The sequence below is a fragment of the Agrobacterium sp. 22-210-1 genome (genome assembly GCF_053522525.1).
This window is the reverse complement of the sequence record NZ_JBNWCI010000002.1, coordinates 203,374-225,752: the sequence shown is the minus strand read 5'-3', so window position 1 is coordinate 225,752 and position 22,379 is coordinate 203,374. Positions and strand designations below refer to the sequence as shown.

24 protein-coding genes are annotated in these 22,379 nt (G+C 60.5%); 6 read left to right on the top strand and 18 right to left on the bottom strand.

Annotated elements, in window-relative coordinates; translation table 11 throughout:
• Positions 1–280: 280 nt before the first annotated feature.
• The gene (locus ACQZ5F_RS14040; protein WP_225338520.1) at positions 281–979 is read left to right on the top strand and encodes an OmpW/AlkL family protein; all 699 of its coding nucleotides are present in this window, start codon (positions 281–283) and stop codon (positions 977–979) included.
• A 209-nt stretch (positions 980–1,188) separates the two neighbouring features.
• The gene (locus ACQZ5F_RS14035; RefSeq protein ID WP_225338519.1) at positions 1,189–1,632 is read left to right on the top strand and encodes a glyoxalase superfamily protein; all 444 of its coding nucleotides are present in this window, start codon (positions 1,189–1,191) and stop codon (positions 1,630–1,632) included.
• Positions 1,633–1,703: 71 nt separating this feature from the next.
• On the opposite strand, the gene ACQZ5F_RS14030 is transcribed toward ACQZ5F_RS14035, so the two are convergent.
• The 4 genes from ACQZ5F_RS14030 to ugpB form a co-directional block, all read right to left on the bottom strand.
• Entirely contained in the window at positions 1,704–2,765 is a 1,062-nt protein-coding gene (locus tag ACQZ5F_RS14030; RefSeq protein WP_046800830.1) for a sn-glycerol-3-phosphate import ATP-binding protein UgpC, read from the bottom strand.
• Entirely contained in the window at positions 2,765–3,613 is an 849-nt protein-coding gene (ugpE, locus tag ACQZ5F_RS14025; RefSeq protein ID WP_052820799.1) for a sn-glycerol-3-phosphate ABC transporter permease UgpE, read from the bottom strand. The genes ACQZ5F_RS14030 and ugpE overlap by 1 nt, the downstream gene beginning before the upstream one ends.
• Before the next feature lie 10 nt (positions 3,614–3,623).
• On the bottom strand, positions 3,624–4,505 hold the full coding sequence (gene ugpA, locus ACQZ5F_RS14020; RefSeq protein WP_046800832.1) for a sn-glycerol-3-phosphate ABC transporter permease UgpA: 882 nt from the start codon (positions 4,503–4,505) through the stop codon (positions 3,624–3,626).
• A 68-nt stretch (positions 4,506–4,573) separates the two neighbouring features.
• Positions 4,574–5,884 carry a sn-glycerol-3-phosphate ABC transporter substrate-binding protein UgpB gene (ugpB, locus tag ACQZ5F_RS14015; protein ID WP_170979857.1) on the bottom strand — a complete coding sequence of 437 codons (1,311 nt, stop codon included), beginning with the start codon at positions 5,882–5,884 and terminating at the stop codon, positions 4,574–4,576.
• A 360-nt stretch (positions 5,885–6,244) separates the two neighbouring features.
• Here ugpB and ACQZ5F_RS14010 point away from each other — a divergent pair, with 360 nt between their 5' ends.
• The 3 genes from ACQZ5F_RS14010 to ACQZ5F_RS14000 all read left to right on the top strand — a co-directional run bounded on the left by ACQZ5F_RS14010 (position 6,245) and on the right by ACQZ5F_RS14000 (position 8,152).
• A complete protein-coding gene (locus tag ACQZ5F_RS14010) occupies positions 6,245–7,351 on the top strand; it encodes a CobW family GTP-binding protein (RefSeq protein ID WP_225338518.1) in 1,107 nt (368 codons plus the stop codon).
• Positions 7,348–7,617: a hypothetical protein gene (locus tag ACQZ5F_RS14005; RefSeq protein ID WP_225338517.1), complete on the top strand. Its 270-nt coding sequence runs from the start codon at positions 7,348–7,350 to the stop codon at positions 7,615–7,617. The genes ACQZ5F_RS14010 and ACQZ5F_RS14005 overlap by 4 nt, the downstream gene beginning before the upstream one ends.
• A 97-nt stretch (positions 7,618–7,714) precedes the next feature.
• Positions 7,715–8,152 carry a YqaA family protein gene (locus ACQZ5F_RS14000; RefSeq protein ID WP_046800836.1) on the top strand — a complete coding sequence of 146 codons (438 nt, stop codon included), beginning with the start codon at positions 7,715–7,717 and terminating at the stop codon, positions 8,150–8,152.
• Between the two features lie 60 nt (positions 8,153–8,212).
• Here the strand turns inward: ACQZ5F_RS14000 and ACQZ5F_RS13995 are convergent, their stop codons facing one another.
• From ACQZ5F_RS13995 to ytfQ, 5 genes are all read right to left on the bottom strand, one after another.
• Positions 8,213–8,947 carry a FadR/GntR family transcriptional regulator gene (locus ACQZ5F_RS13995; RefSeq protein ID WP_046800837.1) on the bottom strand — a complete coding sequence of 245 codons (735 nt, stop codon included), beginning with the start codon at positions 8,945–8,947 and terminating at the stop codon, positions 8,213–8,215.
• Positions 8,948–8,965: 18 nt separating this feature from the next.
• The gene (gene yjfF / locus ACQZ5F_RS13990; RefSeq protein WP_080842777.1) at positions 8,966–9,946 is read right to left on the bottom strand and encodes a galactofuranose ABC transporter, permease protein YjfF; all 981 of its coding nucleotides are present in this window, start codon (positions 9,944–9,946) and stop codon (positions 8,966–8,968) included.
• The gene (locus tag ACQZ5F_RS13985; RefSeq protein WP_225338914.1) at positions 9,943–10,986 is read right to left on the bottom strand and encodes an ABC transporter permease; all 1,044 of its coding nucleotides are present in this window, start codon (positions 10,984–10,986) and stop codon (positions 9,943–9,945) included. The genes yjfF and ACQZ5F_RS13985 overlap by 4 nt, the downstream gene beginning before the upstream one ends.
• On the bottom strand, positions 10,986–12,509 hold the full coding sequence (locus ACQZ5F_RS13980; protein ID WP_225338516.1) for a sugar ABC transporter ATP-binding protein: 1,524 nt from the start codon (positions 12,507–12,509) through the stop codon (positions 10,986–10,988). Before ACQZ5F_RS13980 ends, ACQZ5F_RS13985 begins: the two co-directional genes overlap by 1 nt.
• Before the next feature lie 301 nt (positions 12,510–12,810).
• Positions 12,811–13,770, bottom strand: a complete 960-nt coding sequence (ytfQ, locus tag ACQZ5F_RS13975; RefSeq protein WP_046800840.1) for a galactofuranose ABC transporter, galactofuranose-binding protein YtfQ — start codon at positions 13,768–13,770, stop codon at positions 12,811–12,813.
• A 521-nt stretch (positions 13,771–14,291) separates the two neighbouring features.
• On the opposite strand from ytfQ, the gene ACQZ5F_RS13970 reads away from it, so the two are divergent.
• Positions 14,292–16,103: an IlvD/Edd family dehydratase gene (locus ACQZ5F_RS13970; RefSeq protein WP_225338515.1), complete on the top strand. Its 1,812-nt coding sequence runs from the start codon at positions 14,292–14,294 to the stop codon at positions 16,101–16,103.
• A gap of 165 nt (positions 16,104–16,268) precedes the next feature.
• Here the strand turns inward: ACQZ5F_RS13970 and ACQZ5F_RS13965 are convergent, their stop codons facing one another.
• From ACQZ5F_RS13965 to ACQZ5F_RS13925, 9 genes are all read right to left on the bottom strand, one after another.
• Positions 16,269–16,496 carry a hypothetical protein gene (locus ACQZ5F_RS13965; RefSeq protein ID WP_046800842.1) on the bottom strand — a complete coding sequence of 76 codons (228 nt, stop codon included), beginning with the start codon at positions 16,494–16,496 and terminating at the stop codon, positions 16,269–16,271.
• A gap of 38 nt (positions 16,497–16,534) precedes the next feature.
• On the bottom strand, positions 16,535–16,939 hold the full coding sequence (locus tag ACQZ5F_RS13960; protein WP_137086321.1) for a VOC family protein: 405 nt from the start codon (positions 16,937–16,939) through the stop codon (positions 16,535–16,537).
• Positions 16,940–16,953: 14 nt separating this feature from the next.
• Positions 16,954–17,400, bottom strand: coding sequence for a helix-turn-helix domain-containing protein (locus ACQZ5F_RS13955; protein WP_448730633.1), 447 nt, complete (start codon positions 17,398–17,400; stop codon positions 16,954–16,956).
• Positions 17,401–17,505: 105 nt separating this feature from the next.
• A complete protein-coding gene (locus tag ACQZ5F_RS13950) occupies positions 17,506–17,694 on the bottom strand; it encodes a hypothetical protein (RefSeq protein ID WP_046800845.1) in 189 nt (62 codons plus the stop codon).
• A 164-nt stretch (positions 17,695–17,858) separates the two neighbouring features.
• On the bottom strand, positions 17,859–18,977 hold the full coding sequence (locus ACQZ5F_RS13945) for a pyridoxal-phosphate-dependent aminotransferase family protein (RefSeq protein ID WP_448730634.1): 1,119 nt from the start codon (positions 18,975–18,977) through the stop codon (positions 17,859–17,861).
• 3 nt (positions 18,978–18,980) lie between these two features.
• Positions 18,981–19,766, bottom strand: coding sequence for an ABC transporter ATP-binding protein (locus tag ACQZ5F_RS13940; protein ID WP_448730635.1), 786 nt, complete (start codon positions 19,764–19,766; stop codon positions 18,981–18,983).
• Positions 19,763–20,566 (bottom strand): ABC transporter ATP-binding protein, encoded by an 804-nt coding sequence (locus tag ACQZ5F_RS13935; protein WP_448730636.1) that lies wholly within the window; start codon positions 20,564–20,566, stop codon positions 19,763–19,765. Before ACQZ5F_RS13935 ends, ACQZ5F_RS13940 begins: the two co-directional genes overlap by 4 nt.
• Positions 20,563–21,393 (bottom strand): ABC transporter permease, encoded by an 831-nt coding sequence (locus tag ACQZ5F_RS13930; RefSeq protein ID WP_046800849.1) that lies wholly within the window; start codon positions 21,391–21,393, stop codon positions 20,563–20,565. Before ACQZ5F_RS13930 ends, ACQZ5F_RS13935 begins: the two co-directional genes overlap by 4 nt.
• Positions 21,390–22,379: an ABC transporter permease gene (locus ACQZ5F_RS13925; protein WP_448730637.1), complete on the bottom strand. Its 990-nt coding sequence runs from the start codon at positions 22,377–22,379 to the stop codon at positions 21,390–21,392. The genes ACQZ5F_RS13930 and ACQZ5F_RS13925 overlap by 4 nt, the downstream gene beginning before the upstream one ends.

Sequence of the window (22,379 nt, the reverse complement as noted above, 5' to 3'; positions counted from 1 at the left end):
TTCTTTTGTTGCGCAATTGTCACAATCTTCGCTCGTACGTCGTCTGTAGGGGGCAATGCCGTTACGGTTTGATCCATCTCAATTGGTGTGTCCCGCCCTTCGCCATAGTGGCCGTGACGGTCTTGGCACCGAGGATTCGCAGCCGGCCGTCATCAGCCGGTTTCTGGGTTGCCCGGTGACGGCTGTGGCATCGGCAAGTTCGGATGCGCCGGTTCGAGAAGGTGAGATGCGACCTGGGGAATGTCCGAACGGATGCAGGCTGCGCTAAAGGAGAGATGGAATGACGAACAGGAACAAAAGAATCGCCTTGCTTGCCAGCGTTGCGGTTAGTGTTGCGGCGATGCTGGTATCGGCCAATGCCATGGCCGCCGATCTGGCCGCGCCAGCACCGGCGCCCACCGCCGAAGAGGCAATTGCGGCGGCAAGCCCGTGGATGCTGCGCGTGCGCGGTCTCGGCGTCATCACCAATGACAGCGGCAGCGTTGACGGTGTGCCGGGTGCCGGCCTTTCCTATTCGGATACGGTGATCCCGGAACTGGACATCACCTATTTCTTCACGCCGAATTTTGCCGCTGAACTCATTCTCGGCACCACCTATGCCAAGATCAATGGCGAGGGTGTGTTGGCCGGCACGCCGGTCGGCAAGACATGGCTGCTGCCGCCGACACTGACGCTGCAATATCACTTCACCGATTTCGGCGCCTTCAAGCCCTATATCGGTGCAGGCGTGAACTATTCGCTGTTCTACAACCAGTCCGAAGAGCCCGGCTTCAGCAATCTCGACGTCAAGAACAAGCTAGGTGCTGCCGTGCAGGTCGGTTTCGACTATATGCTCGACGAGCATTGGGGCGTGAACTTCGACGTGAAAAAAATCTTCCTGAAGACCGACTGGACCGCCGAACTGGGTGGTACACCAGTCAGCGGCAAGGCGAAGCTCGATCCCTGGCTGATCGGCGCTGGTATCACCTATCGCTTCTGATCCCGGAACGGCTTCAGCGCCGCCTTTGACGGGCGGCGCGTTCTGAGCTATACGGACGGCCACGGGCAGAGAGCCCCGGCCGTCCGCAGGCATTTTTGCCCCTGGTGAAGCTCTTATCCCTGATAACGGTCATCCCATGTTTTGCATGTCGTCGATGGCAACGCGGACCCCCTTCGGAAAATTCGGCATGTCAATGTTGGAGAACCGTTATGCACGTGTCCAAACCGCTTCCCGCCCTTGAGGGGCTGAAAGAACAGGCAAAACGCCTGCGCTCAGCGCTTGAGGAACAGGGACAGACAATCACCCACTCAAAGGCGCTGGAACTCATCGCCGCGCAATATGGCTTCCGTGACTGGAATACCCTGCATGCGGCAGCCGGAAACCGCCCTGCCTTCAATCCCTATCTTCTGGGTTCGAGAGTGGAAGGCCTTTATCTCGGCCAGCCTTTCGTCGCCTCCGTGCTCGGCGTCCAGACGCTCGGCGGTGACCCGGAACGCTATCGGCTCACCCTCCATCTCGACAATCCCGTCGACGTCGTGACCTTCGAAAGCTTCTCCGCCTTCCGGCAGCGCGTCCACTGCAATATCGACGCATCCGGCCGCACGGTGGAAAAAACCTCCAACGGCCGGCCGCAGGTGGAGTTGGTGTGGTAGGGGGCTGCCCGAGGTTTTGGCGATGCTCGAACACCCGCCGAATGGCGGGTGTTCGATTTTCGTCGATAAGTTTAAATCCGCTTGCCCGTCGTATCGAACAGATGGAAATCCTTCGCCTGGGCGGCAATCTTCAGTGTCTCGCCGATGCGCAGTTGCGAGCGGCCGTGGACGCGGAAGACGATGGTGGTGCCATCGGCGAAGGAGCCGTGAACATAGCTTTCGGCGCCGACCAGTTCCACGGCGTCCACCTGCACGGTGCCGGCGAAGGCGGCGTCAGCAGGGGCTTCCGTCGCAAGGGTGATATCTTCAGGGCGAATGCCGAGCGTTGCGACAGTTTGCGGTAGCACTGTCGCGCCGTTCACCGACCAGCCGGTCGAGCCAGTGGATGAGGCTGCGCCATGGGCGAGAAGGTTCATGGAAGGCGAGCCGATGAAGGTGGCGACGAAAGTGGTCGCCGGTTTTTCGTAAAGCTCGATCGGCGTGCCCATCTGCTCGATGCGGCCGGCATTCAGCACCACCAGCCGGTCGGCCAGCGTCATGGCCTCCATCTGGTCATGGGTGACATAAACGCTTGTCGTGGCGAGCGAACGCTGCAGGCGGCGGATTTCGACCCGCATCTGCACGCGCAGCTTGGCGTCGAGGTTGGAGAGCGGCTCGTCGAACAGGAAGGCCGCCGGCTTGCGCACAATGGCGCGGCCCATGGCCACACGCTGGCGCTGGCCGCCTGAAAGCTGGCGCGGCTTGCGCTCCAGGAACTGCTCGATCTCCAGCGCCTTGGCCGCCTCGGTGATGCGCCGCTCGATCTCCTCCTTCGGCGTGTTGCGGTTCTTCAGGCCATAGGCAAGGTTCTGGCGCACCGTCATATGCGGATAAAGCGCATAATTCTGGAACACCATGGCGATGTCGCGGTCGGAGGGCTCAAGATCGTTGACGACGCGGTCGCCGATGACGATCTCGCCGCCCGATATGCTTTCCAGCCCGGCGATCATGCGCAGCAGCGTGGATTTGCCGCAGCCGGAGGGGCCGACCAGCACGATCATTTCGCCATCGGCGATGTCCATCGATACGCCCTTGATCGCATCGACATTGCCGCCATAAACCTTGCGGACGTCTTTCAGCGCAATTTTTGCCATTATTTTTCGGTCTCCACCAAACCTTTGACGAACCAGCGCTGCATCAGCACCACAACCATAATCGGGGGGATGATGGCGAGGATCGCCGTCACCATCACATAATTCCAGGGCGTCGAAGCGTCGGTGAAATCCACCATGCGCTTGAGGCCGATGATGATCGTGTTCATCTTGGCGTCGTTGGTCACGAGCAGCGGCCAGAGATACTGGGTCCAGCCATAGATGAACAGGATCACGAAAAGTGCTGCGATATTGGTTCTCGACAGCGGCAGCAGAATATCGCGCATGAAGCGGAACGGACCGGCATTGTCGATACGCGCCGCCTCGACCAGTTCACCGGGAATGGTCAGGAAGAACTGCCGGAACAGGAAGGTTGCCGTGGCTGACGCCATCAGCGGCAGCGTCAGTCCCGCATAGGTGTCGATCAACCCAAGATCGACGATGACCTTGTAGGTGGGCAGGATACGCACCTCCACCGGCAACATGAGCGTGATGAAGATCATCCAGAAAAAGCCCATGCGGAAGGGAAAGCGGAAGAACACGATGGCGAAGGCCGACAGGAACGAAATGACGATCTTGCCGATGGCGATGGCGAGCGCCACGACGAAGCTGTTGAACAGCAGCCGCTCGAGGCTGACGCCGACCACTCTTTCAACGCCGCCGACCATGGCTTCGGTGTAATTGGCGCTCAGATGATCGCCGGGCAAAAGCGACATGGGCGGGCGGATGATATCCGTCGACGTCATGGAAGAAGCGACGAAGGTGTAATAGATCGGGAAGGCCACAACGATGATGCCGAGAATGAGCATCAGATGGGCGACCATGCGGGCGACCGGGCGATTTTCAATCATTGTGAAATCCTCAGCCGTAATGCACGCGCTTCTCGACGAAGCGGAACTGGAAGGCGGTGAGCGCAATGACGATCACCATCAGGATGACCGATTGCGCGGCGGAAGAGCCGAGGTTCAGGTTCACGAAGCCATCATTATAGACCTTGTAAACCAGCGTTTCCGTCGCCTTGGCGGGGCCGCCGCCGGTGACGGCATGGATGATGCCGAAGGTATCGAAGAAGGCGTAAACCGTGTTGACGACCAGAAGGAAGAAGGTTGTCGGCGCCAGCAGCGGGAAAACGATGGTCCAGAAGCGCCGAGAACCGCGCGCGCCGTCAATGGAGGCAGCTTCCAGCAATGATTTCGGAATTGCCTGCAAGCCTGCGACAAAGAACAGGAAATTATAGCTGATCTGCTTCCACGCAGCGGCGGCGACCACCAGCAGCATGGCTTGATTGCCGTCGAGCAACGGGTCCCACATGATGCCGTTGCGGCGCAGGATATAGGAGAAGGTGCCCATGGCCGGGTTGAACATGAACAGCCACAACATGCCGGCGACAGCAGGCGCCACGGCATAGGGCATGATCATCATGGTGCGGTAAAAGCCCTTGCCGCGCACCACGCGGTCAGCCGCCGTCGCCAGCAGCAACGCAAGTCCCATGGAGACGAGTGCGGTCAGCACACTGAAGATGACGGTGACGTGCAGGGAGTTGAGATAGCTCTCATCTGACAGCACGGCGGAAAAATTGGCCAGACCGACAAAATTGCTGTTCAGCCCGAAGGCGTCCTCGCGCATGGTCGACTGGTAAAGCGCCTGGCTTGCGGGCCAGAAAAAGAAGATCACCGTCAGGATGATCTGCGGTGCGACCAGCAGATAAGGCAGGATCTTGTTGGGGAATACGACGCTTTGCACGGCGATCTCCTGATGGGATGGAAACGCCGCCCGCACCCTGTGAGAGCGCGGGCGGTGGCAGGGATCGTTTAGTTGCCGGCGGCCTGCTTGATGGCTGCGTCACCGCGCTCCACGATCTTGTCGAGGGCGGCTTTCGCGTCCTGCTTGCCGGCCAGCATCGCCTCGAACTCTTCGTTCATGATGTCGCGCACCTGCGGCAGGTTCACGAGGCGCACGCCCTTGGAGTTTTCTGTCGGCGGCTTGCCCATCATCTGCAGCAGCGGCGTTTCGCGGGCAGGGTTCTTGTCGTAGAAGCCGGATTTCTTGGTTTCCTCATAGGCCGCGATCGTTACCGGCATGTAGCCGGAGACCTGATGCAGGCGAGACTGGATCTTGGTCTGCGAGAGGAAATGGAAGAATTCGGCAACACCCTTATATTCGGCGTCGCTCTTGCCGCCGAAGACCCAGAGGCTGGCGCCGCCGGGAATGGTGTTCTGCGGACCATGGCCCTCGTAATAGGGCAGCTGGCCGATGCCGTAATTCATGCCGGTCTTGACGATATCGCCGAGACCGCCGGAGGATTCGGTCAGGATGCCGCATTCGCCGGACATGAATAGCTGCTTGGCCTCCGAGGTGCGTCCGCCATAACGGAAGGTGCCGTCCTTGGCGAGATCGGCGATGGCCTGGAAATGCTCGACAAAGAGCGGCGCATTGACCGCAAGCTTCACATCCGTACCACCAAGCCCGTTTTCATTGCTGCCATAGGAGACATTGTTCCAAGCGGCGAAATTTTCGGTCTGGATCCAGGTAAGCCAGGTGGAGGTGAAACCGCACTGCGCGGCACCGCTGGTCTTGATCTTCTTGGCGGCTTCGAAAACTTCCGGCCAGGTCTTCGGCGGATTGGCGGCATCGAGGCCAGCCTTCTGGAAGACATCCTTGTTGTAATAGAGGATCGGCGAGGACGAATTGTAAGGGAAGGACAGCATGGTGCCGTCAGGCTTGGAATAATAGGCGACGATGCCGGCCAGATATTCGTCCTTGTTGAAGGTGTAGCCACCTTCCTTCAGCACATCCGCCACCGGCTTGATGGCGCCGGCGGCACCCATCATCACGCCGGAACCGGCATCGAAGACCTGAATGATGGCCGGCGGCTGCTTGGCGCGGAAGGCGGCGATGCCGGCATTCAGCGTTTCCGGATAGGTGCCCTTGAACACGGGCGTGATCTTGTAGTCTTTCTGGCTGTCGTTGAACTCTTTCGCAAGCGCGTCCACGACTTCGTTATTGGCGCCGGTCATGGCGTGCCACCACTGGATCTCCGTCGCAGCGAAAGCATTCGATGTGACAAAAAACGAAAGCGCGGATGCCGCAGCAAGGCGGTAGCTGAGTTTTTTCAAGGCGATTCCTCCCATTGTGAAAACAGTAAAAGATACAGTCCCTTATTACAGCCTTCCTCCTCGATCCAGCTGTGGGCGATCTTTTCTGTATTAGCATTTGGAATTAAAAACGAACTTGAACGAAAATGCAATAGAGCGTGGAACGAATAAAACGAAAGCGAAAGAAACGATTTTATTATTCCATTTTTCCTGCTCATGGTTTTTTCATGCGTCTCTATGCCGATGTCTCGGGCCGCATGATTTTTCGCAGCCGGGTAACGATGTTGGGGAGTGTCGGATGCTTTCAGAATAGTATTGATATGTTATTACATTACATATTAAGCTGCCGCGGATTTTATGCGGTTAAAAGGTGTGGATGTGTTCGGAATGAAGCGGAAGAAAACGGTTGCGCGAGGAGATGACACGGCTGTCTCCCCGCCCGTCAGGACGGTGCCGGTCACCCTGCTTACCGGCTTTCTGGGTGCGGGAAAGACTACCTTGCTGAACGAGCTTCTGAACGAACCGGCCATGCATGACGCTGCCGTCATCGTCAATGAATTCGGATCCGTGCCCATCGATCACGGTCTGGTTCGCACCGGCTCGGAACGGTATTTCAGAACCACGACCGGTTGCATCTGCTGCAACGCGACCAGTGATATCCGCACCTCGCTTTACGAATTGCATCAGGCCTTTCTGGAAGGGGGGATGCCGGAAATCTCGCGTGTCGTTATCGAAACGACGGGACTTGCCGATCCCGCGCCGATCATCAACAGCCTGATTGCCGGCGGCACACCGGCGCTTGGCCTGCGCGACCATATCGTCGCCCGGCACTTTCATCTTTCCGGCGTGGTCACTGTTTTCGATGTCACGTCCGGCCGGGCGATGCTCGACAGTTTCATTGAAGGCTGGAAACAGCTTGCCTTTGCCGACCACATTGTCCTGACGAAAACCGACCTTGCCGACGCGACCGCGATGGACCGTGAAGGCCTTGCAGACCTCAACCCCGCCGCCCTGTTGCATGACCGCAATGCGGCCGGCTTCGATCTGATGTCGCTTTTTGCAACGAAGAATTACTCGTTGCGCGGCAAGCCGGAGGATGTGCCGGGATGGCTGGCGGCCGACAGGCTGAGCCTGCATGCGGACCATGTCCATGATATCAACCGCCATGGTGTCGGCGTCGAGGCTTTTGACCTCACTTTCGACGGCGCTCTTGATCCGCAGATGATCGTTACCTTTCTCGAACTCGTCACCAGCAACGTGCATTCCGGCCTGCTGCGGCTGAAAGGTATTTTCCAGGCGACGGACGATCCGGATCGGCCGGTGGTTGCCCACGCCGTACAGCACCGGCTTTACCCGCTGGCAAGGCTGGAAAGCTGGCCGGATGGCGACCGTGCCACGCGTCTCGTGCTGATCGGCATGGATATGCCGCAACAGCCGATCCGCGACCTTTTCGACACATTGGCCTCGCAGGCGAGGCGAATGGGTGTTTCATGAACAACCCCCTTGCGCGCAACGGCTCCGCGCTCGTCTCGCAGGCCCGGCTTCTGAAACAATGGGCGCGCGACCTGTTAAATCTGCATGCGGATGACATCGTCACCGTCAGCGAGCTGTCCTGCGCCCTGCCGGATTGCCCGCCACGCGAAACGGTGATCGTCATCCTGTCCGCATCTGGTGATATCAGGCAATTGTCCATTCACAAGGCGCTGCTGGAGGTGGATCATGACGATATTGTGCGTGTCATCGCGACGAATTCGGCCTGATATCCCCTCAGTGATGTCAGGGCGTGCTTGACGGTGCGTGCCATCATCCGGCACTTCAGGGGCAGCGGCGGAATTCGCTGATGATGAAGGGCGGACAATGGCCGATCTGGCGGTATATGCGGGTTTGTTTCTGACGGCCTTTGTGGCGGCGACCATTCTGCCCATGCAGTCGGAGGCGGCGCTGGCCGGTCTCATCCTCCTGAAATCGCAGCCGGTCTGGCTGCTGGTGGCCGTCGCCAGTGCCGGCAATGTGGCCGGCTCCTTCGTCAACTGGCTGCTTGGCCGCGGTATCGAAGGTTTCAGGCACAGGCGCTGGTTTCCCGTCGGCGAGGCCGCGCTGCAACGCGCCCAGAACTGGTATCGGCGTTACGGCCGGTGGTCGCTGCTTTTAAGCTGGGCGCCATTGATCGGCGATCCGCTGACGGTTGCGGCCGGCATCATGAAAGAGCCGCTGCCGGTCTTTTTGCTGCTGGTCACCATCGCCAAGGTCGGGCGCTACCTTTTGCTGGCGCTGGTGACGCTGAATTTTCTCTGATTCTTTTCAGGGCGTTGCGACCCGTTTCTCGCTTCCGAAGACAGGGGAGCGGCAGTCTCTTCAGGGCGTCTTGATCGCCTTCTGGGTCCGGTCCTTGCCCACCTCGATCACGTGGCGCATGGCTTTTATGGCGGCATCGGCATCACGTGCGGCAATGGCATGCACGATGCGCAGATGGTTCGAGGCGATTTCGGCGATGGTGCCGGGTGAGGCGGCCGGTGACGAAAGCTGGAAGGAGATGGCGAGCGCGGCTTCAATCAGCCCGCTTGCCGAGCGCATGAAGGGGTTGCCGGACATATGCGCCACGGCAAGGTGGAATTCGAGATCGACCTTGGCGATGCTTTCCGGCGTATGCTGCGGATTATCGAATTTCGCGGCGATGACGTAAAGCGAAACGATATCATCATTGGAGGCCTGCAGGGCCGCCGCCGCTGCCGCCGCCGGCTCCAGCGCCAGACGGATTTCCGCCAGATGCGTGACGAACTCCTCGTCTATGCCGGCTTCGCAGCGCCAGCCGAGCACGTCAGGATCGAAGAAATTCCAGCTTGAGCGATCAAGAACGCGGGTGCCGACCTTTGCTTTCGGTTCCACCAGCCGCTTCGCCGCCAGCGTCTTCATGGTTTCGCGCAGCACGGTGCGCGAGACGCCGAAACGTAAAGACAGTTCGGCGTCGTTGGGCAGCAGGGAACCTTCCGCAATTCGGCCCGAGACGATGGCGCTGCCGAGTTCGGAGACCACATGGGCGTGGCTGTTCCGGCGTTTTCGTCCGCTTATCGTCGTTTCGAGCAGCCCCAAGCAAGCCTCCGTTTGCGGTTATGCCGGATGCGGTCCGGCCAGTCTCCTGTTTGAATACCAGATGATTGCGCGCTGCAACACGATGAAGACGAAAAGCAGCACGCCGATGACGATTTTCGTCCACCAGGAGGACAGTGTTCCGTCAAAAACGATATAGGTCTGGATCAACCCCTGGATCAGCAGGCCGATGAAGGTTCCCGCCACCAGCCCGGTGCCGCCGGTGAGCAGCGTTCCGCCGATGACGACGGCGGCAATGGCGTCGAGTTCAACCCCAACCGTCGCCAGCGAATAACCCGACGAGGTGTAGAGCGTGTAGACGATGCCGGCGAGGCCGGAGAGGAAACCGGAAAGCGCATAGATGCCGATGGTCGTCGCACCGATCGGCACGCCCATCAGCTCGGCCGATTGCGGGTTGCCACCGAGCGCATAGATATTGGCGCCGAAGCGGGTGCGGCTGGCGATCAGCATGCCGGCGGCAAAGACGAGAAGCATCAGCATGGCGAGCGCCGTCAACCTGCCGCCGCCGGGGAAACGGTAATAAAACCCCTGTATCGCATCGATGAAGGGGTGCGAGATCGGCACAGACTGGGTGGAGATAAGGTAAGCCGCGCCGCGCGCCAGAAACATGCCGGCCAACGTCACCACGAAGGGCGGGATGGACAGGAAACGGATCATCGCCCCCATCAGGCAGCCGAACAGGGTGGAGACCACCAGCACGATGGCGAAGGCCAGCAGCGGATGGATATTATAGGTGCCGACCATGACGGCGACGAAGACGCTGGTGAAGGCGATGACCGAACCGATGGACAGATCGATGCCGCCCGACAGGATGACGAAGGTCATGCCCACGGCCGCGATGCCGAGGAAGGCATTGTCGGTCAGAAGATTGCCGATCACCCGTGTCGAGAAGATCGCCGGATATTGCAGCACGCAGAGAAGATAGGCGATCACGAAGATCGTCAGCGTGGTGAGGAAGGGCAGGTTGCGGCTGTGGATCATCGCGCGGTTCCTTCCTTGGTCATGCCATTGGTGGCTGCCGGTTTGACGTGCGGCTTCGGCGCTTTCACGAAACCGAGGACGACCATGATCGCCGGCGATTGCAGCGTCAGCACCACCATGATGATGCCGGCCTTGATGATGAGGTTGAATTCCGGCGGAAAGCCCGAGACGAGAATGCCGGTATTGATGGTCTGGATGATGAGCGCGCCGATAAGCGAGGCGGTGATGGAGAAGCGCCCGCCATTCAGCGATGTGCCGCCGATGACCACCGCCAATATGGCGTCCAGCTCCAGCCACAGCCCGGCATTGTTGGCATCGGCGCCGCGAATATCGGCGGTGACGATCATGCCGGCGATGGCGGCGCAGAGACCGGAAACCGCATAGACGAAAAACAGGAGGAAGCGCGCCCGTACCCCGGCAAGCGCTGCCGCGCGGCGATTGATGCCGGTCGCTTCGATGAGGAAGCCCAGCGCGCTCTTGCGCACCAGAAGGCCGATCAACAGTGCGGCCGCCACCCAGATGATGACGGGCAGGGGAATGCCCGCGAATGAGCCGGAGCCGATGGCGGAAAAACCGTCATTGTTGAAGGTGAGAATGACGCCTTCGGTAATGAGCTGGGCGATGCCGCGCCCAGCCACCATCAGGATCAGCGTGGCGATGATCGGCTGTATGTCGAGAAGGGCGACAAGCACGCCGTTCCACAACCCGCAGGCAATGCCCACGGCAAGCGAGATGACGATGACGGTGGGGATGGAATGGCCGTTGCTGATAAGGGTGGCCGCGACCGCGCCGCAGATGGCGATGACAGCGCCGATGGACAGATCGATGCCCTTGGTGGCGATGACCAGCGTCATGCCGATGGTCAAAAGCGCAACGGGTGCGGCGCGCACCAGAATATCCACCAGACTGCCATAGAGCCTGCCGTTCTGGAACGAGACATGCAGGAAACCCGGCGAAAGGATTGTAATCGCTGCCAGAATGATGAAGAGCGCGGCAAGCTGCGGAGCAAGCCTTTTCAGGCGTCGTGTCACTGCTGCCATCATGCCGCCTCCGTTTTTGCCGCATCGGCAATCGCCCGCATGATGTTATCGGCGGTCACTTCGCCGCCCTTCAATTCGCTGACATGGCGGCGGTCGGACAGCACGACGACACGGTGCGCGACGGCGGTGAGTTCCTCCAGTTCGGAGGAGATGACGACGAGCGACATGCCTTCGCTGCAGAGTTTTTCGATCATTTTCAGGATTTCCGCATGTGCGCCGATATCGATGCCGCGTGTCGGCTCATCGAGGATCAGCAGCCGGGGATGGGTGGCGAGCCAGCGTGCCAGAATGGCCTTCTGCTGGTTGCCGCCGGACAGGAATTTGATCGGCCGGTCGGGGTCGGCGGGGCGGATATCGAGCGACTTGATAAAGCTTTCGGCCAGTTCGGCTTTCTGCCGACGTGAGATCGGCCGCGCCCAGCCCTGACGGGCCTGAAGCGCCAGCGCTATATTGTCGGTGACGGAAAAGTCGCCGATGATGCCGTCCGTCTTGCGCTCTTCTGGACAGAAACCGAACCCGGCGGTGATGGCGGCTTCCGGCGAAGAAATCGCCACCGTCTGGCCGTCGATGACAGCCTTTCCGGTATCCGGCCGGTCGATGCCGAACAGCAGGAAGGCTGTTTCCGTTCGGCCCGAACCGAGCAACCCGGCAACACCGACGATTTCGCCGGGGCGGATGCCGAGGTCGAAGGGGGCGATGCTGCCGCGTTTGCCGTAACCTTCGAAACGGATCGGCGGCTCGCCCTCGGCAACCGTATCTTCGGTCGCCTGATGTTCGTGGGTGATGTGCTGAAGCTCGCGGCCGAGCATCATCGAGATCAGTTCGGATCTCGGCAGGCTGCCGATATCGCGGGTGCCGACAAGGCGGCCGTTGCGCAGCACCGTCACCCGGTCGGCAATATCATAGACCTGATTGAGGAAGTGGGTGATGATGACGATGCCGATGCCGCGTGCGCGCAGGTTTCTCAAGACGCCGAACAGCATCTCGACCTCATGGGCATCAAGGCTGGCGGTGGGTTCGTCCAGCACCAGCACCTTGCCGGAAAGATCGACGGCGCGGGCAATGGCGATGATCTGGCGGATGGCGACGGAATAGCTTGAAAGAAGCGCGTTGACGTCGATGGAAAGCCCGTATTGGGCAAGCAGCGCCTGCGAATCCTTCTGCATCGTGCTGCGGTCGATCAGCCCGAAGCGGCGCGGCTGGCGGCCGAGAAACAGGTTTTCGGCAACCGTCAGGTTTTCGAGAAGGTTCACTTCCTGATAGACCGTGCCGATGCCCAGCGCCTGCGCCTCGCCGACATTGGCGGGTGAAATCTCGCTACCTTCCAGAAAGATCGAACCGCTGTCGCGGTGGTAAACCCCGGTCAGGATCTTGATCAGCGTCGATTTGCCCGCGCCGTTTTCGCCGAGCAGGGCGTGGATTTCACCGCGCCCGAGCGAAAAATCGACGCCATCAAGCGCCGTGATCCCGAGAAAGGATTTGCCGATGGCGCGTGCTTCCAGAAGTGGTGCCTTTTCGGACATTGAGCAGGTTCCGTATCGAAATGGGTCTCGGTGGAGTGATCGCGTAGGGAGCGGCGGGTTTCTTCTCCCCGCCGGGGAGAAGGTGGCCCGAAGGGTCGGATGAGGGGGTAACCTCTCGGTCTATCGCTACCGTCGCCCCCTCATCCCGCTGCCGCGGACTTCTCCCCGGCGGGGAGAAGAAACAAGCAGCACCGGCTCGTTCGATACGCAATGACTCTGCGGACTGAACCGGAAAGGTCTTTCCTCTCCTCAGCCGAAAGAAACGGCGCAAACCATGCGCCGCTCCCTCCGAAGACATGGCTCAGTATCCCAGGCCCTTCTTCGCCTCGTAGACCTTCATCGGGTCATCGGACGCCGTATAAAGCTTGGATTCCGTCTGGATCCACTTCGCAGGCGCCTTCTTGTCCTTCAGATAGGCTTCAAGCGCGTCGAAGGCAGGACCTGCCATGTCCGGCGTCAGTTCCACCGTTGCATTGGCCTCGCCATCCGCCATGGCCTTGAAGATGTCAGGCACGGCGTCGATGGAGACGATCTTGATGTCGGTTCCGGGCTTCAGGCCGGCTTCCTTGATCGCCTGGATGGCGCCGACGGCCATGTCGTCATTATGGGCGTAGACGGCACAGATATCCTTGCCGCCGCCTTCGGCTTTGATGAAGCTTTCCATCACTTCCTTGCCCTTGGTGCGGGTGAAGTCACCCGTCTGCGAGCGCACGATCTTGATGTTCTTGTGGGATTCGATGGCCTGCTCGAAACCCTTCTTGCGGTTGATGGCGGGCGAAGAACCGGTCGTGCCCTGCAATTCCACCACCTTGCAATCCTTGGAGCCGACATCCTTGACCAGCCAGTCGCCGGCAACCTTGCCTTCGTGCACCTGATCGGAGGTTACGGCGGTCAGGTAAAGATCATCAGGCGCCTCGATCTGGCGGTCGAGCAGGATGACGGGGATTTTTTCTTCCTTGGCTTCCTTCAGCACCGCGTCCCAGCCGGTGGCGACAACGGGCGCGATCAGGATCGCATCGACACCCTGCGCGATGAAGCCACGGACCGCCTTGATCTGGTTTTCCTGCTTCTGCTGTGCGTCGGCGAATTTCAGCGTGACGCCGCGCTTTTCGGCCTGCTGTTTGGTGACGGTGGTTTCAGCCGCGCGCCATCCGGATTCCGAGCCGATCTGCGAGAAACCGACGGTAAGCGATTGTGCGGAAACACTGGATGCAAGGCATGCGGAAACGGCGACAGTGAATGCCGCAAGAGCTTTTCTCATCTTATCCTCCCAGAGATGATGTCAGCGTGACGGCGATACTATGAGCATATAGTAATACTCTTGAAAAGTGGTTTTTTAGCGCTTTCGAAATTTGCTTGATGTCAGCTGGAACGAAATTTCACCTTAAATTCCAATGAATCAAAGATTTATGCGTGTTTTACTCATCTTTTTTCTCTTCGAAAATGCATTCGAAATGGCGCCCAATCCGCCTTGACAGGCCAAGATGACATCTAATAGTAATACAAATAAATAGATCAGCTTGACACGGAGCGTGGCGCCCAAGGCCAGTCGCTATCCGCCAGGGCAGGGAGGGAGAGACCGTTGCACATAGCCGGTATCATCGTAAGCACCGAAAAATATTCGGCTAAAGCCGAAGAACGGTGCCGATCCACTCGTCTGGACCGGCTCTGTCGGTTATGCGTGATCTCCGAAAGCTGATTCCATTTTCCTTGCGCACAACATAAGCTTGTCGCATTTCGTAATATTTTACCGTTGGCCACTTCCGGCTGGAGACCTGCATCATGACCAAATCCGACAATCTGCCTGCAACCCAAGGCAAGCTTCGTTCGCGCGCGTGGTTCGACAACCCCGCCAATGCGGATATGACGGCACTTTATCTCGAGCGTTACATGAATTTTGGTCTGAGCCAGGCCGAGCTTCAGTCCGACCGCCCGATCATCGGCATTGCCCAGACCGGTTCGGATCTTTCGCCGTGCAACCGTCACCATCTGGAACTGGCAAACCGCCTGCGCGAAGGCATCCGCGAAGCCGGCGGCATCGCGATTGAATTTCCGGTCCATCCGATCCAGGAAACAGGCAAGCGCCCGACCGCCGGCCTCGACCGCAACCTTGCCTATCTCGGCCTCGTGGAAGTGCTTTATGGCTATCCGCTCGATGGCGTCATTCTGACCATCGGCTGTGACAAGACCACGCCTGCCTGTCTTATGGCGGCGGCCACCGTCAACATTCCGGCCATCGCCCTTTCCGTCGGCCCCATGCTGAACGGCTGGTTCCGTGGTGAACGCACCGGCTCCGGCACTATCGTCTGGAAGGCGCGCGAACTGCTGGCCAAGGGTGAGATTGATTACCAGGGCTTCGTCAAGCTCGTCGCCTCGTCGGCGCCGTCCACCGGTTATTGCAACACCATGGGCACGGCAACGACCATGAACTCGCTGGCCGAAGCGCTCGGCATGCAGCTTCCCGGCTCCGCCGCCATTCCGGCGCCTTACCGTGACCGTCAGGAAGTCTCCTACCTCACCGGCCTGCGCATCGTCGAAATGGTCAAGGAAGACCTCAAGCCTTCCGATATCATGACCAAGGATGCCTTCATCAACGCCATCCGGGTCAATTCGGCCATCGGCGGCTCCACCAATGCGCCAATCCACCTGAACGGCCTTGCCCGCCACGTCGGCGTCGAACTGACGGTCGATGACTGGCAGACCTATGGCGAAGACGTGCCGCTGCTCGTCAACCTGCAGCCGGCCGGTGAATATCTCGGCGAGGATTATTACCATGCCGGCGGCGTTCCCGCAGTCGTCAACCAGCTGATGACCCAGGGACTGATCATGGAAGATGCCATGACCGTCAACGGCAAGACCATCGGCGACAATTGCCGTGGCGCGATCATCGAAGACGAAAAGGTCATCCGCCCCTATGAGCAGCCGCTCAAGGAGCGTGCCGGCTTCCGCGTTCTGCGCGGCAATCTGTTCTCCTCGGCCATCATGAAGACGAGCGTGATCTCGGAAGAATTCCGTGGCCGCTACCTCTCCAACCCGAATGATCCGGAAGCCTTTGAAGGCCGTGCCGTGGTGTTCGACGGTCCGGAAGATTACCATCACCGCATCGACGATCCGTCGCTCGGCATCGACGCCAACACCGTCCTCTTCATGCGCGGTGCAGGCCCGATCGGTTATCCGGGTGCAGCGGAAGTGGTGAACATGCGCGCACCGGATTATCTTCTGAAGCAAGGCGTCAGTTCGCTGCCCTGCATCGGTGACGGCCGCCAGTCCGGCACGTCGGGCAGCCCGTCCATCCTCAATGCGTCTCCGGAAGCAGCAGCCGGCGGCGGTCTCGCCATCCTGCAGACGGGCGACCGCGTCCGCATCGATGTGGGCCGCGGCAAGGCGGATATCCTGATTTCAGGTGAAGAACTGGCCAAGCGTTACGAGGCGCTGTCGGCTGAGGGCGGTTACAAGTTCCCCGACCACCAGACGCCATGGCAGGAAATCCAGCGCGGCATCGTCAGCCAGATGGAAACCGGCGCGGTTCTGGAACCGGCCGTGAAGTATCAGCGCATCGCCCAGACCAAGGGCCTGCCGCGCGACAACCACTAAAGGCAAGGCCGTTTCGGCCGACCGCTTTTAAAAATCAGCTAAAAATCAGCCCCGGGGTGCCGCCCCGGGGCTGAAATATTTTCGGACATTCGATAAGCGTCGCTCTTCAAAACCGCCGTAATGTTCCTGATGTGTGAGACATACAGCGCCTCGTCGCCCGCCTGCCTACTCCTTCGAATGGGAGAGTGGCTTTCCCAGATAAGGCAGGAAGAACATGTAGAGCCCGCTGGCGACAAGCAAAGTCAGCGGAAGAAGCGGGGCATAAACGATCACCGGTGGTGTCGGGCCGAAAGCCATCGAAGCGAAGTTCGCCAGAATGGTGACGGTCAGCAGAATGCCCAACCACCGATGGCTCTGCCTTATCCATTTTTGCAAGATCAAAGTCGCCCCCAAGAAAAAGCATCCATGATGGAATGTGACACACGGTTGCCTCAACGGGCCTGAACGAGCTTCCAGCCATTGCCGGAAGGGTCGCGGAAACTCGCATCCACCGAGCCGTAACGCGTGATCGGTTCCTGGGTGAATTCGACGCCGCGTTTGTGCATGGCGTCAAAGGCCTTCTGGCAATCCTCGACCACCAGAACCAAAGGCGGCATGGCGCCCTTGGCCACGGCTTCGTTCAGATCCTGCGCCGTCGCCTCGTCAACGGTCGGGGTCTGCGGCCGAAACAGGCCGAGCTGAAAATCCGGCTGGTCCGGATGCTGCACGGTCAACCAGCGATAATCGCCGTTGCGTGCGTCCGTATGCACACGAAATCCAAGTTTTTCGACATAAAATTGCAGCGCCTCGTCCTGGTCATGAACGTAAAGCCCGACGACTTGAACACCATTTTTCATGAGCTATCTCCCTTTCACTCACCGTGCGTAGCGCCTTTCGCCTGTCGGCGCTTCTCCGAAACTGCGATTGTGAGATGGGAGCGGTGGGCGGCGCTGACGAAGCAATGGGGAACCTGCTCGAGATTGGCAGGCGAAAGCCGCATTTGTCGTCGCACTTCGCTCGGGTTCTCACCGGTTACATCGCGGAAGACGCGGCCAAATGTGCCGATGCTGTTCCAGCCGGTCTGCAAGGCGATGTCGATGACTGGAAAGTCGGTGTCGCGCAAAAGCGCCACGGCGCGCTCCACCCGGCGGGTCAGCAGATAGCGGTGAGGGGGTATGCCGAAGGCATCGCGAAACGATCTTGCGAAATGCGCCTGCGAGGCACCGCTGACTTTTGCAAGGCGTGAAACGGGCCATGCCTCATGCGGTGCCGCGTCCATATGATCCCTGGCGCGCAGCAGGCGGCGCAGGAGCAACAAGTCTCTGTTTGCAGAGTTCTTTTCATTTCCAGACGGCATGTGGCAATCATTGAATGAACCTGCCGTTCTTGGCAAGGTTCATGCCAGCTAGCCACTGCGGGTGATTTAGATCACCGGATAAAGCGACCAGAAGAACAGTTCATATTCCTGGTCACGGTCGTCATCATGCTGTTCGTCATCCGGTCTGCGCGGTGTCTTGTCCTGAAACTCGGTCTCCACCCGCTCATTGACGACGGGCATTCTTCGGCCGATGCCAAAGAGGTCAAAGGAGAGCATGTTGAACCCTGCTACCATGGCCAGTTCCCTTCTTCACGCGAGTTAACGGTGTGTTAAGTTTCGCGCGTTGCCATGATTTCGTCAAGATTGGCCATGGAATTTGTCTACTATTTTTAACAACAATGTCGTGATTGGTATTTCACCGGTGCCGGATTTCACGCAATGAATGTTTGTCGGTGCCGTCAAACCTCTTTCGAAGCGGCCTCGGAATAGCTATTTGCAGCCGCTTCCAGTGCGGAATCGGTATTGGTGGCATGGCCGAGGTTTTTCAGGGCGCTTGAGACGGCTGCGATATTGGCTTTCACCGCCTCCGGATGCGCGCGCCGGCCGGTGTGGTTGAGCCTTATCAGCCGCTCCGCGCCGGGTCCGACGCCGGCGGAAATATCCGCGCCATGCTCCTTCGATATGGCGGCGAGAAACGCTCCGGCTTCGACGGTATCCGGCAGGATCGCCGTGGAAACGAGGGCTGACGCGTGCGTGTCTTCCACCCAGTTGGTGATGCCGAGTGCCCTGATGCCATGACGGGTGGCCGCCGCTGCCCGCTCGTGGCGCGCATTGGCGGCTGGCAGGCCCTCCGCCTCGATCCTGTCGAGCGCCGCCTCCAGCGCGTAGAATTCCAGCGGCGCCGGCGTTCCGGGCAGCGTGCCGCGACCGGCATCCAGCCAAAGCTGCTTCTGGTCGAGAAGCGAGAGCATGGAATTGGTGGGCGCCCTGTCATGCGAAAGAAGTTGCCATGCCTTTTGGCTGACCGAAATGGCCGATATGCCGGCCGGGCCAGCCAGCGCCTTCTGCGGCCCGATGACGGCGATATCGATGCCCAGCCTGTCGGCCTCGAAGGCATGGCCGCCAATCGAGGCGACGGCATCGACAAGGGTGACGACGCCTCTCGCCCGCGCGAGCGCGGCGATGGCGGGCAGGGGGTTGAGAATGCCGCTTGCCGATTCCGCATGCACGATGGCGAGAAGATCGAAACCCGGCCCTTCATCCAGCGCCCGTTCCACCTCGGCCAGCGTCACCGGCTTTGCCGGGCTGGCCGTCAGGTTGCGCACCGTAGCGCCGCCGCGCTCCAGCCAGCCGCCGAACCATGCGCCATAGGGGCTGGTGACGATGTTGAGCGCCCTCAGCCCCGGCCGCGCAAGGCTTGTCGCCGCCGCCTCCAGCGCCAGCACGGCTTCCGCCTGTATCAGCAGCACGTCGTTTTTTGTGCCCATCAGGGCCGCCAGCCGGTCGGCCAGCATGGCGTAACGTTCGGCCGGGAAAGCGGGCGGGTCTAGGAGCAATGCGTAATCCGGGGCGGGCATGTCTTATCCTTGCATGGTGGTGGTGAGCCGCGGGGCAGCGGCGATCAGGCTTCTGGCGGTTGAGGATTGCGGCGCGGAAATGATGGCCCCGGTCCCACCGATTTCGACGATCCGACCCGTCTCCATGATCGCGACACGGTGGCAGACGGCGCGGATGACGGCGAGATCGTGCGACACGAAAATACAGGAAATCGCCGTTTCCCGCTGTATTTCCACCAGGAGTTCGAGAATCTGCCGGCGAACCGAAACATCGAGCGCCGAGACCGCTTCGTCCAGAATGAGAAGCGACGGTTTGGGCGCAATGGCGCGCGCAATCGCCACACGCTGCCTCTGCCCGCCCGAAAGTTCGAAAACGGAGCGACCGGCATAGGCGGCGGGCAGGCCGACACGGTCGAGAAGGCGGCGTATCTCCGCCGGGCGGTCACGCCTCTGAACGATGCGGTGAATGCGCAACGGCTCGCCTATGGCATCTTCGACGGTTGCGCGTGGGTTGAAGGCACCATGCGTATCCTGAAACACCATCTGCATCTGCTGCCGGGCGGTGCGCAACGCGCTGCCGCCGAGTGCAAGCCAGTTGCGGTTTTCAAAACGGACCGCGCCTTCGTCGGCGGGGATCAACCGCATGAGGATGCGCGCCAGTGTCGATTTCCCGCAACCGGAGGGGCCGGCAAGCCCCAGCGTCTCGCCACGCTTGAGCGAAAACGAGATATCGGAGAGCGCCGTCACCGTTCTTGCGCCGGTGCGGTAGGTTTTGCAAAGGCCATCCACGCTCAGAAGGGTTTCGTTCATGGCGCGGCCTCGCTCACGAGCGGCGGGGTCGAAAGATCGAGGTAATCGGCAAGCAGGGTCCGGGTATAGGCATGCGCGGGCGCGGAAAGCACCCGCCGGGCCGGGCCGTGTTCCACCAGCTCTCCGGCGCTTAAAACAGCGATGTCGTCAGCAAGGCTGGAGGCGAGACCGATATCATGGGTGATGAAGACAAGCGTTCTTTCTTCCTCATGCACGAGATCATCGAGAAGGGTGGCGATGGCCACCTGGGTGACCGTGTCGAGCGCGCTCGTCGCCTCGTCGGCAATCAGGATCGAAGGGCGCGCCGCAATGGCCGCGGCAATCGCCACACGTTGCCTCTGCCCGCCGGAAAGCTGGTGGGGATAGGCGGTTAGCAGATGGGAGGGATGTGGCAGCCGCACCTTTTCCAGAAGATCCCGGGCAAGATCGCGCGCCGCCTTCCGTGAGAGGCGGAGATGCCGCACCGCGCCTTCGGCCACCTGTTCGCCGATGGTCAGGACCGGGTTCAGCGTCGCGCCGGTATCCTGAAAGATCGTACCGATATCGCGCCCCGGCATCGGCCTGCCGGTGAAAAGACCACTGTCGCGGCTCCAGGATATATCGCCCGAGACCCGTACTGTTCTGGGAAGAAGACCGGCGATTGCCTTGCCGAGTGTGGATTTGCCCGAGCCGCTTTCGCCGATGATCGCCAGCCTTTGTCCCTGCCGTATCGTCAGGGAAACCTTGCACAGCGCCGGGCTGTCGGCCGCGGTGTAGCGGACGCTGAGATCGTCGATCCGGCAAAGCGCGTTGCCGCTCATGGCGCTTGCCTCCTCGTTGCCATCGCCCTGTTGATGCCTTCTCCGAGAAGATAGACGCCGAGCACCGTGACCAGCAGGCCGATGCCGGGGATGACGGACAGGAACGCCGCTGAGCGGAGCACGTTGCGTCCTTCCGCGATCATCGAACCCCAGGTGACGATATTGGGATCGCCAAGCCCGAGGAAGGAGAGCGCGGCCTCGGTGAGGATGGCGGCGGCGACGATGATGGCAGCGAGCGCCAGAACCGGCGGCAGGGCATTGGGCAATATTTGCCGGAAGGCGATTTCCAGCGGATGCATGCCGATGGCGCGGGCGGATTGCACATAGTCGCGCTCGCGGATGCTCAGCACCTGCGCCCGCATCAGCCGTGCCGGATCCGCCCATGCGCCGAGCGCAATGGCCAGAATGACTGTCGGCATGGAGGGGCCGATGGTGCTGACGAAGGCAAGCGCCAGCAGGAAGTTCGGCACGATCTGGAAGGCATCGGTGACGCGCATCAGCGCTTCATCCACGAGGCCGCCGGCAAAACCGGCAATCGTGCCGATAACGGTGCCAAAAACAAGTGCTGCGGCGGCCGCACCCATGCCGACGAGCAGCGATGCCTGCGCGCCATGGGCAAGTTCGGCCAGCACATTGCGGCCCAGCCGGTCGGTGCCGAGCGGCAGGGCGACATCCGTAAAGGGCGCAATCAGCGGCTCGCCGACGATCGCCAGCGGGTCGCCGGGAAACAGGAGTGGAGCGGAAAGCGCGGTCACCGCCAGCAATGTGAGGATGACCGTGCCCGTCACACCTTCGAAGCTGCGCAGGAGCCGGAGAACGAAATTCATGCCGCACTCTCCCCGCTGCCGATGCGCGGATCGAGAACGGAATAGAGAATGTCGACGACGAGATTGACGAGGATGACGAAGACGGCGCTGGTGAGGATAATGCCCATCAGAAGCGGCGTATCGCGGCCGCTGACAGCCTCCTGCGCCAGCCGGCCGAAACCCGGAATGGCAAAAACGCTTTCGATCACCACGCTGCCACCCAGCATGGTGGCGGCCTGCAGGCCAAGCACAGTGATGAGCGGCAGCGCCGCGTTGCGGGCAACGTGACGCAACACGATGCGCCGTCTGGAAAGCCCCTTGGACGCGGCAAAAAGCACGAAATCCAGCGGCCAGACCGCCGCCATGGCGGTGCGCATGACGCGCAGGAACAGTGCCAGATAAATGAGCCCGAGACTGGCGACGGGCAGCACGAGATGGCGGGCAATATCCAGCGCCCTTGCAAATCCCTGTTTGCCCGAGGCGATGGTTTCGATGCCCGAGGTTGGCAGCCAGCGAAGCTGCACGGCAAAGACGATGGCCAGAACGAGGCCGAGCCAGAAGCCGGGTGTGGCGTAAAGCGTGAGCGACAAGGTGGAGAGTACGCGGTCCGTCAGCCCGCCGGGACGCGCGCCGGCGACGATGCCGAGCGCGGTGCCGAGGATGAAGGCGAGTGCCGTGGCGCTGCCCATCAACAACAGCGTGTTCGGCAGCCGCTCGAGGATCAGCCCCAGCACCGGCCGGTCAAAGGCAAGCGACCAGCCGAGATCGAGCCGCAGCACCGAACTGGCATAAAGCCAGAAACGGGCGAGCATCGAACCGTTGAGGCCATATTGTTCGCGCAGCGCGTCCCGCAGCCCGGCATCGCCGCCGCCGATGGAAACGAGATAGGCATCCACCGCATCACCGGAGGCATTTTCAAGCAGGACGAAGGTGAAGATGAGAACGATCAGCATCACCGGAATGGCGCTGAGTGCCCTTCGCCGCAGCAATGTCGCCGTGCGTCTCAC